The 15356-nt window shown below is 43.7% G+C and carries 12 protein-coding genes; 5 read left to right on the top strand and 7 right to left on the bottom strand.

What is annotated here, in order from left to right; genetic code table 11:
* Positions 1-70 precede the first annotated feature (70 nt).
* The gene (locus tag L3V23_RS06760) at positions 71-697 is read left to right on the top strand and encodes a LysE family translocator (RefSeq protein WP_237292107.1); all 627 of its coding nucleotides are present in this window, start codon (positions 71-73) and stop codon (positions 695-697) included.
* Between the two features lie 121 nt (positions 698-818).
* On the opposite strand, the gene L3V23_RS06755 is transcribed toward L3V23_RS06760, so the two are convergent.
* Both L3V23_RS06755 and xylA read right to left on the bottom strand, forming a co-directional pair.
* Positions 819-1868 (bottom strand): glycoside hydrolase family 43 protein, encoded by a 1050-nt coding sequence (locus tag L3V23_RS06755; RefSeq protein ID WP_102962156.1) that lies wholly within the window; start codon positions 1866-1868, stop codon positions 819-821.
* Positions 1869-1966: 98 nt separating this feature from the next.
* On the bottom strand, positions 1967-3286 hold the full coding sequence (gene xylA, locus L3V23_RS06750) for a xylose isomerase (RefSeq protein WP_042481506.1): 1320 nt from the start codon (positions 3284-3286) through the stop codon (positions 1967-1969).
* Positions 3287-3600: 314 nt separating this feature from the next.
* Between xylA and L3V23_RS06745 the strand changes: the two genes are divergently transcribed.
* Entirely contained in the window at positions 3601-5004 is a 1404-nt protein-coding gene (locus L3V23_RS06745) for a glycoside-pentoside-hexuronide (GPH):cation symporter (RefSeq protein WP_042481503.1), read from the top strand.
* A gap of 95 nt (positions 5005-5099) precedes the next feature.
* Here the strand turns inward: L3V23_RS06745 and L3V23_RS06740 are convergent, their stop codons facing one another.
* The 3 genes from L3V23_RS06740 to L3V23_RS06730 all read right to left on the bottom strand — a co-directional run bounded on the left by L3V23_RS06740 (position 5100) and on the right by L3V23_RS06730 (position 10105).
* Positions 5100-6815, bottom strand: coding sequence for a S8 family serine peptidase (locus L3V23_RS06740; RefSeq protein ID WP_237292106.1), 1716 nt, complete (start codon positions 6813-6815; stop codon positions 5100-5102).
* Between the two features lie 158 nt (positions 6816-6973).
* Complete coding sequence (locus L3V23_RS06735) at positions 6974-9148, bottom strand: esterase-like activity of phytase family protein (RefSeq protein ID WP_237292105.1); 2175 nt, start codon at positions 9146-9148, stop codon at positions 6974-6976.
* Between the two features lie 201 nt (positions 9149-9349).
* Positions 9350-10105, bottom strand: coding sequence for an SDR family oxidoreductase (locus tag L3V23_RS06730; protein WP_237292104.1), 756 nt, complete (start codon positions 10103-10105; stop codon positions 9350-9352).
* A 130-nt stretch (positions 10106-10235) separates the two neighbouring features.
* Here L3V23_RS06730 and L3V23_RS06725 point away from each other — a divergent pair, with 130 nt between their 5' ends.
* Together L3V23_RS06725 and L3V23_RS06720 are read left to right on the top strand one after the other, a co-directional pair.
* Positions 10236-11156, top strand: a complete 921-nt coding sequence (locus tag L3V23_RS06725) for a LysR family transcriptional regulator (RefSeq protein WP_237292103.1) — start codon at positions 10236-10238, stop codon at positions 11154-11156.
* Between the two features lie 89 nt (positions 11157-11245).
* Positions 11246-12370 (top strand): M14-type cytosolic carboxypeptidase, encoded by a 1125-nt coding sequence (locus L3V23_RS06720; RefSeq protein WP_237292102.1) that lies wholly within the window; start codon positions 11246-11248, stop codon positions 12368-12370.
* A gap of 89 nt (positions 12371-12459) precedes the next feature.
* On the opposite strand, the gene L3V23_RS06715 is transcribed toward L3V23_RS06720, so the two are convergent.
* Both L3V23_RS06715 and L3V23_RS06710 read right to left on the bottom strand, forming a co-directional pair.
* Positions 12460-13431 (bottom strand): GGDEF domain-containing protein, encoded by a 972-nt coding sequence (locus tag L3V23_RS06715; RefSeq protein ID WP_237292101.1) that lies wholly within the window; start codon positions 13429-13431, stop codon positions 12460-12462.
* A 69-nt stretch (positions 13432-13500) separates the two neighbouring features.
* Entirely contained in the window at positions 13501-14217 is a 717-nt protein-coding gene (locus L3V23_RS06710) for a glutamine amidotransferase (RefSeq protein ID WP_237292100.1), read from the bottom strand.
* A gap of 200 nt (positions 14218-14417) precedes the next feature.
* Between L3V23_RS06710 and L3V23_RS06705 the strand changes: the two genes are divergently transcribed.
* Entirely contained in the window at positions 14418-15221 is an 804-nt protein-coding gene (locus L3V23_RS06705; protein WP_102939637.1) for a MetQ/NlpA family ABC transporter substrate-binding protein, read from the top strand.
* Positions 15222-15356 lie beyond the last annotated feature (135 nt).

Below are 15356 nucleotides of genomic sequence, written 5' to 3'. Positions count from 1 at the left end.
TGAGTTTAGTGGGGCGTATCCAACACCTTAAGGTGGCGTTATTCTAAAGCATTCAACATGGAGAAAATAAATGGAATTAAATTCACTGTTACTATTTGTGATCGCTTGTCTGGCTATCAATATGATACCTGGACCAGACGTAATCTACATCGTTTCCAATACAATGAAAGGTAAGTTGGCTTCAGGCTTTAAAGCTGCAATGGGGTTGGGTGTGGGCTACTTTGTTCATACACTCGCCGCGTGTTTAGGTTTATCTGCAATAATCCTCAGCTCTGCTGTCGCCTTTAGTGCGGTAAAATGGCTGGGCGCTGCTTACTTAGTCTATTTAGGAGTTCAGTCGCTAATTTCAATGTGGCGCGGTGAGAGCAAATTGGTGGTTAGTGAGAATGTTGAACGCAATAAAAATGTGTTTGTGCAGGGTGTTATTGTTAGTGTCTTGAACCCGAAGGTCGCGCTATTTTTCCTTTCATTCTTGCCTCAATTTATCGATACATCAGCAGGCGTTGCATCAATGCAATTACTAATGCTTGGTTCGTTGTTCAGTGCATTAGCTACGCTGTGTAACATTCTATACGCTTCCGTTGGTAGTTGGGTATTTAGTCGTCCAAACTCTCAGCGATATTCACGAGCACTTGAGGGAGTCTCTGGAGTTCTGCTTATTGGGTTAGCAAGTAAAGTGGCTATTAGTGATCGTTAGGTATTTTTGAACTAAACCCGAACCGATAACCCATAATAAAGCGAGCCTTGGTGGCTCGCTTTTTACTTCCAGCTTAACCAGTCACTCTGGAAAGTGGTGAAGGGTTATCACTAATAGTGAACTAATCCAGATAAGGTTTAATGGTTTGGATTGAGCCGTCTGCATTGTGATGAAGCTCGGTCATTTTGATGCTTCTTAAGTGAGTCTGACCGCCTGATAACGTGCTGTCATGGTAGAACAAGTACCATTTGCCTTGATACTGAACAATCGAGTGGTGAGTTGTCCAGCCTAGCACGGGTTCAAGAATCACGCCTTGATATATAAATGGTCCATATGGCGAATCACTTGTCGCGTAGACAATCTTGTGCGTATCTCCCGTGGAGTACGAGAGGTAGTAAACATTATTATGCTTATGAACCCAAGGGCCTTCAAAATAGCGACGTTCTGTATCACCTGCTTTTAGCGGCTCACCGTTTCCATCAACGATTAGCACGTCTCTTGGTTGCTCTTCTAAACTCACCATATCTTTGGCTAACTTTGCCATTTTAGGCATTAGAGAAGCTTGGTCATCTGCAGGGTAGTTGTCTTCACCATATTCACCTTGAGTCCAACGTTGTAGTTGTCCTCCCCAAATACCACCGAAGTACAAATAGTAATCTTGGTTGTCTTGGTATACCGCAGGGTCAATACTGAAGGTGCCTTCAATATGCGTTTCTTCTGCTTTGAAAGGACCTGCTGGAGAATCCGATACGGCTGCGCCTATATGAAAAACACCTTGCGCATTTTTAGCTGGGAAATATAGATAATATTTGCCATCTTTTTCAGCTGCATCGGGCGCCCACATTTGTCGTTCTGCCCACTTTACATCTTTCACATCCAAAGCAAGGCCGTGGTCTGTCACTTCTTCTAAAGATTCATCAAGAGAGAAGACGTGGTAGTCAGACATATCAAAATGATCGCCATCATCATTAAGTGGCTGATCGGTTTCAATGTCATGAGAAGGGTAGACGTAGATACGGTCATTAAACACATGGGCTGAAGGGTCTGCCGTGTACATGTGTTTTACCAGTGGAGGCGATATCGGCTTTAGCGAGTTAGCTCGGGCAAGGTCAAGTTGAGTAATGCGTTCAGCATCGCTCAGTTCAGGATGTTCTACTGTTTGGTCCGTCATGAATTGGTTTCTCTTATTGGAATTGATAAAAAATACCATGAGATGACGAATCTGAGCTGCAAAAATTCACCTCAGACCGTCTTAATCAGGCGTTACAGTTATTTATAAATGAAACCGTTAACGATGTTTTCTAAGTACTCTTGGCGGCCAGATACTTTTTCTGGAGCAATAGAGTTTTCAACAGCGTAGTTTGCCACCGCTTCTAAAGACATATCACCAGAAAGTATTTTCTTACCTAGATCCGTGTTCCAGCCTGCATAGCGTTGAGCGATGTTCTTAGATAAGAGATCATTTTCAATCATATCTGCCGCACGCTCTAGTGACAGAGCCATAGTATCCATGCCGCCAATATGACCGTGGAAGAAGTCTGCTAAATCTGTCGAAGGGCGACGTAGTCGGGCATCGAAATTGAAGCCACCGGTAGTGAAACCGCCAGCCTTTAAGATTTCATACATTACCAAAGTGTTTTCTTCGACACTGTTCGGGAACTGGTCTGTATCCCAACCAAGTTGTGGGTCGCCTCGGTTTGCATCAATAGAACCAAAGACGCCTAGCGATGTTGCAGTGGCAACTTCATGTTGGAAACTATGGCCAGCAAGGGTTGCGTGGTTTGCTTCAATGTTAACTTTGATTTCTTTCTCTAATCCAAATTGTTTCAGGAAGCCATAAACGGTAGCCGTGTCATAGTCATACTGATGCTTGGTTGGTTCTTGAGGTTTTGGTTCGATAAGAATAGAGCCTTTGAAGCCAATCTTGTGTTTGTGTTCAACCACCATCTGCATCAAGCGACCAAGTTGTTCGCGTTCTTGACGAAGGTCGGTGTTAAGAAGAGTTTCATAACCTTCTCGACCACCCCACAATACGTAGTTTTCACCACCTAGTCGTTGAGTTGCGCCCATTGCATTGAAGATTTGAGCCGCTGCATACGCGAATACTTTCGGATCAGGGTTTGAACCCGCGCCCGCCATATAGCGAGGGTTGGAGAATGCGTTAGCCGTTCCCCACAACAGTTTGATTCCTGTCTCTTCTTGTTTGCGTTCTAGTACGTCGACCATCGTTTGGAAGTTATTGACGTACTCTTTCAGTGAATTACCTTCAGGTGCTACGTCAACATCATGGAAGCAGTAGTATGGAGCGCCGAGTTTTGTGAAAAATTCAAATGCAGCGTCTGCTTTTACATAAGCAGCTTCCATTGAGTTTGAACTCTTTAACCATTCATGTTCAAAGGTTCCAGTACCAAAAACATCCGAGCCGCCCCAGCCAAAGTTGTGCCAGTAAGCTACAGCGAATCTTAGGTGTTCTTGCATGCTTTTTCCAAGAATCATCTTATTTGCATCATAATGGCGAAATGCTAGTGGGTTAGTCGAATCTTTTCCTTCGAACTGGATTTTATTTATACCTTTAAAGTATTCAGTCATTGTGTAATTCCAATAGTTTCATATGGGCTTTATTCTCTGACAAATTTAAAGGTTTTGTTTTTTCTATCAATTATGTTTTTTAATACTGGTATTCCTCTATTTTACAAGTGTGTTAAATATCTCAGAAATACTATTAATTCATCACTAATATGCATGTAACTCATTGATTTACTGATTTTGATTCATGGGTTTTTCAGTGCTGTTCACATAAGTGAAATATCGTAAAAGCATTACTAATTTGTGCAAATTGATTATATTTTTGTGGATAAACAAAATATTTATCGGTGAAAATGTATCCTGGAGTAAATATAAAAATGAATATGGCCAATACCGATAAATTATCAATAAAGGAAAAGGTCGCCTACGGATTAGGCGACACGGGGTGTAACTTTGTATGGCAAACTGTCATGCTTTTTTTAGCTTACTTCTATACCGACATCTATGGTTTATCCCCAGCACATATGGGAACCATGTTTTTGATCGTTCGTTTTATTGATGCCGTCACTGATCCTGTTATGGGTTCTATTGTTGATAGAACTCAGTCAAAACATGGGCGTTACAGACCCTATCTGTTATGGATGGCTGTGCCTTTTGGTGCTGCTTGTATGTTCGCTTTCTTCACGCCAAATGTTGGTGAAGTGGGTAAAATCGTATATGCGTATGCGTCCTACATCTTCCTGACGTTAATGTATACCGCTATCAACGTTCCTTACTGTGCAATGGCAAATGCTATGACGAATGACTCTGCAGAGCGTACGTCATTGCAGTCTTACCGTTTTGCTTTAAGTACGGCTGGTGGCCTTGTTGTAGCTATGGTTGCTTTGCCATTGGTAGAAATTATTGGTCAAGGGGATGAGCAAAAAGGCTACCTTGGTGCCATGGCAATTATGGGTGTTGGCGCAATTGCGTTGTTCTTCTTTAGTTTCTCAAACACCAAAGAGCGCTATGTGCCTCAAGAAGAAAAACAGTCCGTATTTAAAGATCTAAAATTGCTGGCGAAGAATAGCCAATGGAGAGTGTTGTTCGTTGTTAACGTTGTGCTGCTGACGGGCGTTGTGCTTAAAGGCGCATCAACCATGTATTACGTAAAAATTGTGATGGGCAGAGCTGACTTGGCAACCACTTTCATGGTTTGTGGCATGCTGGCAAATATCGTTGGCGCTATCTTATCTGCTCCGCTGTTAGGTAAGTACGACAAGCCAACGGTCTACAAAATTCTTATTGTGATATCTGGTATTCTTTCTGCGATGATTTACTTGGTTGAACCATCAAACATCGTAGCGGTTTTCTCATTAGTGATTTTGCTCGGCATAGTACAGATGGCAACTACGCCAATTCTGTGGAGTATGATGTCTGACGTTGTTGATTACGAGAAAACGCGCAGCAATCGTTCTCTGAGTGGAATGGTGTTTTCAACCAACCTATTCGCTATCAAACTTGGTATTGCTATTGGTGGAGCAGGCGTGGGCTGGATTCTTGCGTGGGCTGGCTATCAAGGTGGTGCAGAAGTGCAAACTGATGAAGCGGTTAATGCCATCAATCTTCTGTTTACCGTGTTACCGGGTGTGTTCTTTGCGTCGCTAGCGGTGTTTATGTTGTTCTATAAGCTCGACAACAAAAAGTTGGGTGAAATAAAACAAGAGTTGGTAAAACAACAAGAGAAAGAGCAATCAGCAAGTTTTGTCCCTGAAATTAAAGAGCAAGAAGCACTCGCATAATTCATCTGAATTGCCATTCTTCTCATAACAAATAAGAAAGCCCCTGATTTCAGGGGCTTTCTCTTGTCATTCACCTTAATTATCCATCAAGAATATTAAGGCTTGTAGATAATCACTGACTCATTTTGATCACTGGTAAATACCACGCTGGCTTTCTTCTTAGCGAGTTCAATTTCACATTGTGTTTGTGTACATGAGCCACCAGATTCAGACCATGTTCCTGAAATATTTGCACCGGAGCTATATGAGACTCTAGCAATCCAAGTTTTGCCCATACTAATACTTTCTGTCACGATTGCAGGAGATTCGCTGACATTGACAGTATTCTCATACACATCCACGGCGCCCTTATCGTCAGTAACGGTGAGAGTCACGTTATAGGAAGCGTAAGCACCGTAAACATGAACGACAATATCACCAGACCCAAATGAAGAATCGCCAAAATTCCACTCGTAAGAGACAATCGTACCGTCACTATCCGTTGAGGCAGAAGCATCAAAGGTACAGGTAAGATCGATACAGTTTGCATTGAATTGAGCCGCTGGTGGAGCATTCTCATTACTACTATTCACATCAATTAATGTCGGTACAAAAGCGGCACTTTGAATATCGAGTAGTGGCTCTTTGACACCGTCGGGGCTGGTATCTACCCAGTTACTATTTCCCTTTGTGATAAGGATATTTTCGATTTGAGTTGGTTCATTTTCCTTGCTGGCTAATAGCGCTGCTGCTCCGGCTACATGGGGGGATGCCATTGATGTTCCGCTAATCGTACCGTAGCTTCCTTTTTCAATTGGGTAAGTTGAGGTAATACATACACCAGGGGCGGCGATGTCTACAGGTGTTCCCCAATTACTAAAATTGGCTAAAGTATCATCTTCGTCTGATCGACATGTAGCAGAGCCATAGCCGCCTTCTAGTCCATCAAAATCAGCGAGAGCGGAAACTGTAAATGCAAACGGTGCGTTTGCTGGGGTAAAGCCGGCGCTATCGGCATTTGAGTTCCCGGCCGCTACGACAACAAATACACCTGCTTCAAAGGCTGCTTTAATGGCGCTATCCATTGCGTTGCTTTGTCCACTGCCGCCTAAACTCATATTAATAACGTCGATATTGCCCTGTTTTACCACCCAGTCGATACCGGCAATGATTCCAGCAAGCGAACCTGAACCCGCTGAATCCAAAACTTTAACCGCCCACAAACGTACTCCTGGCGCGACACCGACAACTCCAAAATCATTATCTAAGGCACCAATGGTTCCTGCGACGTGTGTACCGTGGTAGTGGTCGTCATCGTAGCCTTTGGTTTCATCGCAATAGTAAGTTCGATTCCATGGAGATTTCCCTGAGTAACTTAGACAGTTCGCACCGCCAACCACGTTGAGGTCTAGGTGGTCAATATCAATACCCGTATCAAGCACCGCAACATCTGCATCTACATGTTGATCATCGGTATTGTTGATGCTCAGAGTTACGTCGTTTGCGAAAATTCTCTCAACACCAGTAGGGAATGTTTGCAAAAATGCTGTTATCGGCAGGTCTTGTTCCACATACAGCACATTGGGGTTGTTTAGGATTCCTCTTAACGCTTTCTCTGGAATTGAAATAGAAAAACCTCGTATGGCATTTTCATAAATATAGCCAACACGACCATTTGCTTGCTGTGCAATGTCACTAGCCACTGCAGAAGGAATCGTACTTGGCTTGAGTACAACAATATATTTGTTTAAAACGTCGGCATTTTGAGCATAGCTCGTTGATATAAAGAAGGTTGTTAGCATTAAAAGCAAAACGTTGCGCATGATATTCATGACCGCTCACCTTAAACGTCTTTTAAATGTTACTGATAGTATAGTTAATAAGTGTGAGGTTGGTCTTAATACTAAAGTGTTGCTTTGGGAGTGAACGAATTAAAAAGCGAGCCGCTTAGGGCTCGCTTGGAGAGTAGTATTCTGACTCTGAAGTGAACTTAGAACTTGTCTACTTTGAAGAACAGCGTTTCACCACTGCTGTCGTCTACACCGTCATTGTCGGTGACTGCATAACCCTGACCGGATGCATCGATAGTGAAACCTTCGATTTTATCGACCACATAGCCTTTCGCTGCTTTTAGTTCAGGCAGGAAATCGTGAACCAAGGTTTTACTTACTGTTGGCAACTGAGAGCCTAATGGCGCAGGTTTTAATTCCGAAAGTGCAACCTTATAAAGACGTTTTACTTTCGCATCGCTATCCAGCTGATTATCACGCTCAACAATGTATGCGTTGTCTCCGTAGATAGTGATTTCAGACAGACCAATCCAACCTTTTTGCGCGCTTTCTAATGGATATCTGACCGCGCCCCATTGCTTGGTTTTGGTGTTGTAGGAAAGCAGTTTGACGGTGTTTTTCTCATCATCTTTCCAAGGACGTTGAATTGCGACCCATAAAGAATCACCCTGAATAGCGATACCCTCAGCACCAAATCGTTCTTGATGTTGAAGTAATTCAGCAGGGAAAGGAACGGTTTGTTCAATTGCGCCGCTTTTGGTTACATGTAGCAGTTGATGCGGAACGGATTTTTCAGCGTTGCCCTCAGAAGCGAGCCAGAATCCGCCTTGTGGGTCAACGGCAATACCCTCTAAGTCGAGTTTTTCCGCGGCTCTGCCGCCATGAGTGATGATGATTTTGTCTTTAATCAGCGCAGGAGACTGTGTGGCATCAACAGTAAATATAGCGGGTTGAGCAGAGTAAAAACTGTCACTGATGGCATAAAGTGTGCCTGCTTGGTTTAGATCTGCCGCCAGCCCTGATAATGCTCCCCAGCCAATAGGACGATTATTGTTGTCCATTGTGGATTGAATCATAGGGTAGGTCGGTGCTGCATTCGTCCATTGATAAATCATCACATGAGAGCGGGCACCTTTGTCTTTCACCATGTCTTCTTCGTTTGCCGTCGCAATCAGACCTCGTTTTGGAATCGCAATCGCTGATTCAGGTGCGATGCCAGAAGGCAGCATTTGAACAAGTTCTGGCTCGGCTCCAGTATCACGATAGACACCCATAATTGAGCCACGTTCAGACATAACAAATATGTACGTATCGTTGCCGAATTTTGCAACTTCAATTCCTTCTGGCTCAGCGCCTTTCTTACCTGAACGTTTTTCTGGGTAATGACCCGCTTTGACCACTTCGTATTCAAAACTCGCTCCGCTTTCAAACAGAACTTCGCCTTGTTTGTTGAAAATGGTAAAGCCGCGAGCACCGCCTTTGTAATCGCCTTCGTTCGCTATGACGAAACGGTCATTGTCGAGCCATTTTACTGAATCGGGTTCTCTGCGCACGTTTGTTAGCGATTGGTTGAAAGTCAGCGCGCCATCTTTCTTGATATCAATATTTTTGAGATCAACGGTGCCTGCCGAGAAATGATGGATGACCTTTCCAGATTCCGCATCAATGATGGAGATGTGGTTGTTTTCCTGAAGTGTCAGCGCTATTTCATTGTTATCGTTGAAAGCGACAAATTCCGGCTCAGGATCGGTTGGTGCAATCTCGGTGATGCCCGTTAAATCCACTTTCTTGATGCTCGCGCAATCAAGTTTGTTGTTTGTGATCGGAACAATCGAAAGATAACCCGCAGGCATTTGTGGCAATTCGCCATCGTTAAGTTCTTCGTCACGCTCATTCTCTATCGCAACAGCAACAAAACGCCCATCTTTTGATACCGCCACAGAATCAGGCTGTCCGCCCAAATCACATTTTTGAATCAGCTTATGGCTCGAGATAGAAACAGCGGCCAGATAACCTGAAGGTTCGGTGTAACTTTTAGAAGTGTTAACACCCGCAACCACCATTTTGCCGATTGCTGCTACTGATGTCGGTTCACCTTGTAAATCAAGGAACCCCGCAGCTAAAGGTTGATTTGGGTTTTTAATGTCGATGAAACCAATACCGCCCAGCGGGCTGTCAGAATAGATCAAGGTATTGCCATCTTCCGATGCGGTTATGATCTCTGATGAAGTCACCGATGATTTCGCTTTACCTGCCGGAATGTTGTCCGCTACCGCAAATGTAGCAATACGTTGAAATGATTCTGCATGCGCAAAAGATGAAGCGGCTGCAATGGTTGCCGCAAGTAATGTGGTTTTTAAATATTTGACTTCCATGCCTTATTCCCAGTTATTTAAGACTTAGCCGATCACGCTAGTTGGGCTGTGTGTCAGTTGCATGAGAGTTTTATGTCGTTATGTTTACACCGTTTGGATCTGTTACGCCACGCTTACTTTTAAATCGCACCCGAATGAGTTGGAATCTGTTTTCTCAAAAGAGAAAAGGGCACAGTCAAACTATGCCCTTCGTATCAGAAATTAAAGAATCATACCGCCTGAAGCCTCAATTCGTTGCCCTGTTACCCAGTCAAAACCTTCGCTAAACATTGATGAAATGATCTTTCCAATATCGTCAGCTTCACCGACACGTCCGAGAGCGGTAACCGATGACACCATCGCTTGTGCCTGTTGATTGTCACGAATCGCACCGCCTCTAAAATCGGTTGCGATAGCCCCAGGAGCAAGGGTGTTCACTCGAATGTTTTTTGTCGCAAACTCTTTCGCCATATAGCGAGTCATTACTTCCACAGCACCTTTAGCCATGGCATAGGCCGCAGAACCGGGGAAAGAAAATCGCGTTAAACCAGAAGATACATTCACGATATGGCCGCCAGATTTGATTAGCGGGAGCATCTTTTGAGTGAAAACAAACGGTCCTTTCACATGGGTGTTAAACATCTCTTCGAGATCTTCAATACTCGTTTCTTCGATGGTGGAATGCAAACCGGTACCCGCATTGTTTAGCAAAAAGTCGATATCAGAACGCGCAAACTGCTCTTGTAGGATCTTCGAAAGGGAACGTTCAAGTGCAGAGAACGATGCGGTATCACGTATATCGCATTGTAAAGCTACTGCTTTTTGTCCCAAGTGTTGGATTTCGGCAACGACATCCAGCGCTGCTTGTTGGTTACTGTGATAGGTGAAAATGATATCGACCTCGTTCTCTGCCAATTTAAGCGCAGCGCTTTTGCCTAAACCACGGCTACCACCAGTTATCAGTGCAATTTTGTTCATGTTTTTACCTTTTGGGCTCAGTTGTTGGGTTCGTTTATACGTTACGCCAACGTATTGGATTGAAAAATAGTGGCAATCAGACAACACTGTTCGTATCAAATGAACAATAACCAGTAGGTAAACAAGGCTGATGGATAAAATTGAAACGATGAAGCGTTTTATTGCTGTTGCTCAAAATGGCAGCTTTACTCAGGCTTCCAATCAACTTGGCGTGCCGAAGTCAGCGATTTCCATGTCGGTGAGCCGTTTGGAAGAGCATCTACAGACGAGGTTATTGAGACGAAGTACGAGGCAAGTTTCTTTAACAGAGGCTGGCGAACGCTATTTGTCTCAAAGTCAGAGACTGATTGACGAGCTAGAAGGGTTAGAGAATCAGTTTCAACGTGAAAGTAATGAACTGAGCGGTGTGATAAAAGTGGATATGCCAAGCCGTTTCTTTTCTACTGTCGTTGCTCCCAATCTTCATCAATGGTTCGAACTTCACCCGAAAACTCAGCTGAGATTAGTCGGTGCAGACTATCGAATTGATCTAATCAAAGAGCGTATCGACTGTGTGATTCGTGGTGGAGTATTGGAAGACAGCAATTTGATTGCGCGGCATTTGGGCGACATTGAAATGATTAACTGTGTTAGTCCTAGTTATGTTGAGAGATATGGGTTGCCAACTCAATTGAATCAGCTTGATCAGCATTTTGTCGTGGATTACGCGCCTGAGCAGGGTGCACTACAGAGTGGTTTTGAGTACGTCAAAAATAACAAAACACATTTTGTGTCAACCAAGAGCCTTATCTCGGTCAGTACAACAGATGCCTATCTTTCTGCGTGTCTTAATGGTTTGGGTATTATCCAATTACCTAAATGGGGAGTTCAGGAGCAAATCTCCAGAGGAGAGTTGATTGAGGTACTGAGTGATTATGTCTGTATGCCGATGCCAATGTCGGTGCTCTACGAATCCCGACACCAGCAGCCAAGAAGAATACGTGAGTTTATTGACTGGATATGCCATGTATTTGCGCGATTTAGCAACAATCAACCAGATACAAAGTTGTAATCTTTAGAACATTCTTTTAACTCATGGTTTATATTGATAAATTAGACAAAACACCGAACAGCCAAGACACAGAGCAATATAGTGACTTTATGAAAATATTTAGTAATTTTGACGCAGGCAACATTGAAGTTATCAACGCTGAAAATCGTGAAGATATTCAATTGTCGATTAAACGTGATAACGAGACTGAAATTGCTCAATGGTTTTTCTTTCGAGTAGAAAGTGAAGCAAACACAGAGCATAAGTTCCGCATAATGAACCTTGCAAAATCGGCTTATCCAGAAGGCTGGGACGGTTATGATGTGGTGGCTTCTTATGATCGTGAAGAGTGGTTCCGTGTGCCTGCTTCTTACGACGGCGACAACCTGAGTTTTTCGATTCTGCCAGAGTACGATTCGATCTATTTCGCCTATTTTGCGCCGTACAGCTATGAGCGTCATTTGGACTTGTTGCATCAAGCTCAAATGCACCCGCAAACTAAACTTCAAACGCTAGGTCAAACTCTGGATAACCGTGACATCAGCCTGCTAACGATTGGTGAACCAAGTTCTGAGAAGAAAAATATCTGGATTACTGCACGTCAGCATCCGGGTGAAACCATGGCTGAATGGTTTGTGGAAGGTTTGCTGCAACGTCTACTCGATAACACTGACACAGTAGCGAATGCTCTGCTTGAAAAAGCGGTGTTCTACATTGTGCCAAACATGAACCCAGATGGTAGCGTTCGTGGTCACCTCAGAACTAATGCGATTGGTATTAACCTTAACCGTGAATGGCAATCACCGTCATTAGAGAAAAGCCCTGAGGTTTACTACGTTCGTCAGCGAATGATAGAAACGGGTGTTGATCTGTTCCTCGATATTCACGGTGATGAAGCCATTCCTTATAACTTCGTGGCTGGTGCAGAAGGTGTTCCAAGTTACAACGAGAAAATGGCTAACCTTGAAGCTCTGTTTAAGCAAGCGTTAACCTTTATCACACCAGAGTTTCAGGATGAATTTGGTTACGATAAAGATGAACCGGGTAAAGCAAATCTGACCGTTGGTTCGAACTGGGTTGCTGAAGAGTTTAAGTGTTTGTCTTACACCTTAGAGATGCCGTTCAAAGATCATAACTGCCATCCTGATGAGCTTTATGGCTGGTCTCCTGAGCGCAGTGTGGCCTTTGGTCAAGATGTACTGGCCGCTATTCCTGCGGTAATTGACCACCTGTAAGATACAAACCGTAATCGATAAAAGGCACGCCAGTTCTCTGACGTGCCTTTGTTGTATTTGGTGGAAATGCAGAAGTTGGATGACGCCAATTAATTGATTTTGGTCGATACTCGGTTTTTACCTCGGCGTTTTGCGTCGTAAAGTGCGAGGTCAGCGCGATGGTATATGTCTTCCATCCCCGCATCACTTTCAGCGAAATAACTTAAACCGATACTAATGGAGATTCGCGTATCGGAAAGCTCTTCGTGTAGGAGTGTGTTGGATACCGCATCTACCAACCGCTCTGCAAACGCGACGGGAGAAATCTCGTCAGTATGCTTGAGAATAATGCCAAACTCATCGCCACCGAGCCGACCAATGGCGTCAGTTTTACGCACTTTGAGTTTACATATCTCTGCGACTTTACGGATCGCTTCATCGCCTAGGCTGTGCCCGTAGGAGTCATTAATCCGTTTGAAATTATCGATATCGACGACTAGGAAGCAGTAGTTTTCATGGTAACGCTTGAAGGCGTAAAACGCGTCGTTAAGCGTTTCAAACAGTTTTCTTCGATTGAGTGTTTTGGATAAATCATCCACTTCAGATTGATAGATCAATTGCTGCTGAATATGGTATCGAGCGGTAATATTGCGAGCAACCCACACCACCGCTCTTTCGCCATAGCGTAATGATTTTAGAGGGCTGACACGTCCTTCAAAACGCAGTTCCCCAATCGGGCCCGTTGCTTCATCGACCGTATCTACATCATCTGCAGACAAGGAATATTCAAAAACTTTAATGCAATCGCAATCGAGCGTTTCTTTAATTCGATCTTTAAACCAAGTGGCCTTTTCTGCTGGAAGAACATTGTCGAGGGTGAGTCCCTTTAAAGATGATCCGTCATGGTAAAGATCGGAGTTTTCACCACCAAATATCGCCGCATAGCGACCAGATTCAGTGAGAACAAAAACCAAATCAGGCAGAGCTGAAATTACCGCAGCGTATTCTTCGCATTCATAACACTGTCTATCCATATGTTCTACTTTCACGTAGTTCCAACCCTTTCCAATAGGCCTAATCATAGGCTGAACCACTCACATTCATAACAAAAGTGGCTCAACTGTTGATATTTTAGCTCATGTTTTTAAAGTCTAAGGGTGATCAATACGTGATTTACACATACTGGCGAATCTAACCAGAATTTGTTTCGCCTGTTCTGTTTCAGCGACCTGTTCGAGCTTGCTTGTGTAGCTATCGGCAATCGCTTCTTTCAAACCTTCAACAGAATCTCGCATGATGTCGCTGGTAAACTCCGGATGGAATTGAACACCCCAAGTGCAACTGCCAGCCCGGAAGGCATGGTGTTCATCCAAATCGCTTCTGGCTAGACAAACAGCGTTCGGTGGAAGCTGCTGCACCGATTGGAAATGTACTGTTTGAGCTGCAAAGCTTGCTGGGAGTGACTCAAACAAAGGGTCATTACTCGCGCTCGGTAAACGCTCCAACTCTACCGTTCCAATTTCCAGACCTTTCGGGTTATAACCCACAGCACCACCAAGAGCTTGGGCGATTAATTGGTGACCAAAGCAAATGCCAAGAAGAGGAATTCTCTTTTCAGTGAGGGCAACGATGTCGTCTGATAATTTCAGCATCCAGTCTGTCTTTTCCGTCACCATAGAAAGTGAACCCATGATGATGACACCTGCCAAAGAATCATAAGCAGGTAAATCGTTGCGAGTACCATCTAGGAAAGTCACAGGGATATTGACCTCACTGATGGCTCTTTGTGCCCAGTGTTCAAAATCACCGTATTTCTTGAGTTGTTGTTCAGGAGCCTGACCAACATTAATTATCAGTAACGTTTTCATAAATTCCTTTTTCTGACTTTCTGCTACTTTGGCTAATTTAGTGAAAACGAAATGTGAGTTCAATCGCTATTTGTTGCGCTTAAGAAAAGGACAGTGGGAACTATCTTATAGCTAATTTTTAATTGCATATTACTTCGCCATCGATAATATAGCTGTTTAGACGGCTATACGTCTCTATGTTTAGGTAAGGAATAAATAAAATGAACGGATATAAAAAACTCTCTCAGTTGGGCTTAGTGGCATCGTTGGTTTTCGGCTTAGCAGCTTGTGGTCAGAAAGAGAGTGATGAAATCTCTGTTGGCGCAACAGTTGGCCCTCACGCGCAGGTAGTGGAAGCGGTTGCAAAAGAGGCAGCTAAGCAGGGTTTAAAGGTAAAAGTAGTCGAGTTTTCTGACTACATTACGCCAAACGCGGCGTTGGAAGATGGCAGCATTGATTTGAACAGCTATCAGCATCTTCCTTTCCTAAACAACTACAACAATAGTCAAGGTTCTCACCTTGTCTCTATTGGTGAATCTATCCTGATGCGTATGGGGATTTATTCGAATAAATACAAATCATTAGAAGAGTTGCCAGAGAATGCGCGTATTGCCATTCCAAATGATCCAACCAACGGTGGTCGTGGCTTACTGCTGTTTGCTGACGCTGGTTTGATTACCTTGAAGGCGGATGCTGGCTTTAAAGCGACGCTAAACGATATCGTAGAAAACCCGAAGAACTTCGAGTTCTTGGAAGTGGATGCGGCGCAATTACCACGTACTTTGGACGATGTTGATGCTGCGGCTATCACGATGAACTACGTAATGTCTGCGGGTCTTGATCCTAAGAAACAGGGTATCTACCTAGAATCGAAGCAAGCACCTCTAGCGGTGATGGTGATTGCAAGCCGTGAGAAAGACAAAGATAACGAAGCGTACAAAAAATTCGTAGAAATCTACCAGTCACAAGCGATTCGAGACTTCATGCAACAAACCTTCAATGGCACTATTGAACCTGCGTTCTAATTGCCCAGATTCCCGTAGCAACGCCTGTTGCTGCGGGAAGTCAAACCTCCGCTTTGATTGTTTCTCCCTGCCTATATAATTTCTTCTCCCTTGCAATAATTTATTGTTATAACTAAAAATTCATAAAAGACTTTA

The organism is Vibrio sp. A1-b2 (genome assembly GCF_021726015.1).
Lineage (GTDB): Bacteria > Pseudomonadota > Gammaproteobacteria > Enterobacterales > Vibrionaceae > Vibrio > Vibrio diazotrophicus.
The sequence above is the reverse complement of the archived record's forward strand: the minus strand, read 5'-3'. Positions and strand labels throughout refer to the sequence as shown.

Bases quoted from the DNA above. Each gene is read 5' to 3' on its own strand.
- L3V23_RS06710 (WP_237292100.1), bottom strand. From the start codon at position 14,217: ATGAAAACGTTACTGATAATTAATGTTGGTCAGGCTCCTGAACAACAA.
- xylA (WP_042481506.1), bottom strand. From the start codon at position 3,286: ATGACTGAATACTTTAAAGGTATAAATAAAATCCAGTTCGAAGGAAAA.
- L3V23_RS06735 (WP_237292105.1), bottom strand. From the start codon at position 9,148: ATGGAAGTCAAATATTTAAAAACCACATTACTTGCGGCAACCATTGCA.
- L3V23_RS06760 (WP_237292107.1), top strand. From the start codon at position 71: ATGGAATTAAATTCACTGTTACTATTTGTGATCGCTTGTCTGGCTATC.
- L3V23_RS06720 (WP_237292102.1), top strand. From the start codon at position 11,246: ATGAAAATATTTAGTAATTTTGACGCAGGCAACATTGAAGTTATCAAC.
- L3V23_RS06705 (WP_102939637.1), top strand. From the start codon at position 14,418: ATGAACGGATATAAAAAACTCTCTCAGTTGGGCTTAGTGGCATCGTTG.
- L3V23_RS06715 (WP_237292101.1), bottom strand. From the start codon at position 13,431: ATGATTAGGCCTATTGGAAAGGGTTGGAACTACGTGAAAGTAGAACAT.
- L3V23_RS06740 (WP_237292106.1), bottom strand. From the start codon at position 6,815: ATGAATATCATGCGCAACGTTTTGCTTTTAATGCTAACAACCTTCTTT.
- L3V23_RS06755 (WP_102962156.1), bottom strand. From the start codon at position 1,868: ATGACGGACCAAACAGTAGAACATCCTGAACTGAGCGATGCTGAACGC.
- L3V23_RS06725 (WP_237292103.1), top strand. From the start codon at position 10,236: ATGGATAAAATTGAAACGATGAAGCGTTTTATTGCTGTTGCTCAAAAT.
- L3V23_RS06745 (WP_042481503.1), top strand. From the start codon at position 3,601: ATGAATATGGCCAATACCGATAAATTATCAATAAAGGAAAAGGTCGCC.
- L3V23_RS06730 (WP_237292104.1), bottom strand. From the start codon at position 10,105: ATGAACAAAATTGCACTGATAACTGGTGGTAGCCGTGGTTTAGGCAAA.